The sequence below is a fragment of the Glutamicibacter sp. V16R2B1 genome, assembly GCF_005774635.1.
In the GTDB taxonomy this organism is placed as follows: Bacteria; Actinomycetota; Actinomycetes; order Actinomycetales; family Micrococcaceae; genus Glutamicibacter; species Glutamicibacter creatinolyticus.
The window spans coordinates 1-2,475 of record NZ_VATX01000071.1; the positions used below are offsets into that span (position 1 = coordinate 1).

The following is a 2,475-nucleotide window of genomic DNA, read 5'->3' on the forward strand; positions in this document are numbered from 1 at the left end:
CGTTGCGGTGGGGGGGAGGGGGTCAGGCGGCGGAGCCGAAACTGATGGGGGTCTCCGGGGTAGACGCCCGGAGCTCGAACAGGTCCCGGTGCTCGGCGCGCAGGATCCACGCGACGCCCCGAAAGTGGTCTGCCGCCCAGCCCATGGATTCCACGGCCCGACGCAGCTCCGCGACGACTGCGGGGTGGAACGCCCGACGTGAGATTTCGTCTGCAGCCCAGTCGGATCCATCGGCCAGGCTGGTCGCGAGGTTGTCGAGGTAGACGGCGAGGGCAACGATCGTCGGCCCGTCCGACCAGTTGATGTGGGGCAGCTGGGCGGCGAAGTTCAGCGCGTGGGCTGCGGACGACGGCAAGTACTCAAGCGGGTTGATCTGGATCGGGGCCCTCTTGCGGAGCGCGAACCGGCTCATGACCTTTCCTCCTTGCGGTGCGGTGCGGACGGGTTGCGGGGCGGGGCGGATGAGAGTTGCGGTGGCGGCCCCTCCCCTGGGTTGCGGTGCGGTGCCTGCGGGGGCGGTTGCGGTGCCCGATTGCGGTGCGGTGGTTGCGGTGGTTGCGGTGCGGTGTTGCGGTGCTTGCGGTGGTTGGCTTGCGGTGCCAGTTGCGGTGCTTGCGGTGCCGGCTGCGGTGGGCGCCGCAGATTGCGGTGCGGTGTTGCGGTGCGGCCACCGCAACCGGGGCCACCGCAACCGCAAGTGCGGCCACCGCAACGACCACCGCATTGCGGTGCGGCCTTGCGGTGCGGTGCGGTCACGGCCCCCACCCCTTGCGGTAGGGGAGGGTGCGGTGCGAGGCCGTTGCGGTGGGGTCCACCCCTGCGGCATGCGGCGCGGATTGCGGTGCGTCGCCCACCGCGGCCCGCCGGCGGCGGTGCGGTGCGGTGCGGACGACACCAGCCGGGTCGGCTGGTATGCGGTGCCGCGCCGCATCTGCCGCGCCGCATACACCTGCCGCACCACACCGCGTGTGGCAGCTGCGGTAGCCGCACGGGCCACATACCTTGCGGTGGGCCCGCCAGCGGGACGCGGCGGCCGGGCCGACGCCCGGCGCACCGCGGACCGCAGGTGCGGTGCGAACCGGCGCAGCACCGCCGCCGCAAGGCCGACGACGAGCAGGCCCACCGCAATGTCATGGGCCAACTCGACCGGGTTCGAGGGCGGCGGCGGCAAGGTGACTGCGGCCACGACCTGGTCGACGGTCTCCTCCACGATCCGCTGCGGCAGCGGCGGCGGTGGAAGCTCCTGCGGGTGCAGTTCGATCCGCCCGGACACCCCGGACGCGGCCTGGATGCTCCGCACATAGTTCTGCGTCTCGCGGTACGGCGGGATCCCGTTGTACTTCTGGACGGCTCCCTGCCCGGCGTTGTAACCGGCCAGGGCCCTGCCGACATCGCCGTCGTTTGCGCGGATAAGCGCCGCCATGTGCTTGGCCATTGCGGGGATCGCGTCGACCGGGTCCCAAATGTCCTTGTCGCCGTCACCGTCACCGTCGACACCGCTGCTCGCCCATGTGCCGGGCATGAACTGGGCGATTCCCTGCGCTCCGGCTGCCGAGCCGGCGCGGGGGTTGTAACCGGATTCCTGGTTGATCTGCGCATCGAGGAGCGCCCGGGGTAGGCCTTCTTTCGCTGCCGCTTCGGTGATCAGCTCGCCGATGGTGTGTTCCCGGTTGGGGCGGACAATCGCGAGGATGTTCGTCCACTTGTCGAGGGGGGTTTCAACAACCCCGTATTTGGTTCCCTTCGCTTCGATGATGGTGTTGTTGCCTACGTACATGCCGACGTGGCCGGGCTGCGGCGGGGGGCCTTCGGTGAAAAGGAGGTCGCCGGGCTGCAGATCCTTCCGGTCAATTCGCTGGCCGGCGTTGACCTGCTGGGTGGTGATCCTGGGGATGGTCGCGCCGATGGTGCGGTAGGCGGCCTGCACGAGGGACGAGCAGTCCCAGGCGTCTGGACCGTTCGCGGCCCACACGTAGGGCTTGCCGAGCTGGTCGTGCATGAACTGGAGGACGGGGGCGAGCGGGTTCTGACCGTCGGCTCGTGCGGCGCCTGGGAGGAGGAGCCCGACCGCCGCGGCGACGGCGAGGATGACCGCGGCGGCACGGGCGGTGAGGCGGCTCATCCCGCACCGCTGGCGGCGCGGGTGGTGTTCTTCTGCTGCTTGTACTCCTTCTTCCAGCCCTCGACGGAGCGGAGGCTGACGCCGTGCTTGTCGGCGACGGCCTGGTTGAAGCCGGGTTCGGAGAGGTCACGGCCGTTCTTCTCCAACGCCTCCCACTCGGCGAACACCGTCGCCTTCTTGGTGCCTGCGATGGTTTTGGTGCCGATGGGCACCACCTTCCCGTCCGTCCTGGGGGCGGCGGGGAGCGCCGCCGCAGCCTTCGCGCCGGCCGGCTCGACTGCGGGCCGCGGTGCGGGTGCTGGGCGGGGCGCGGGGATCGACTTCGGGGGTACGGGCCGTCCGGTGACGACGAT

Annotated in this window: 1 protein-coding gene and 1 pseudogene; both read right to left on the reverse strand. The window is 70.8% G+C overall.

Annotation, left to right across the window (positions count from 1 at the left end; translation table 11 throughout):
- Positions 1-22 precede the first annotated feature (22 nt).
- On the reverse strand, positions 23-2,122 hold the full coding sequence (locus tag FDN03_RS17005; protein WP_283205500.1) for an NlpC/P60 family protein: 2,100 nt from the start codon (positions 2,120-2,122) through the stop codon (positions 23-25).
- Positions 2,119-2,475 (reverse strand): annotated as a pseudogene (locus FDN03_RS16665) (hypothetical protein); the annotation flags it as partial. The pseudogene FDN03_RS16665 and the gene FDN03_RS17005, both read right to left, overlap by 4 nt.

Bases quoted from the DNA above. Each gene is read 5' to 3' on its own strand.
- FDN03_RS17005 (WP_283205500.1), bottom strand. From the start codon at position 2,122: ATGAGCCGCCTCACCGCCCGTGCCGCCGCGGTCATCCTCGCCGTCGCC.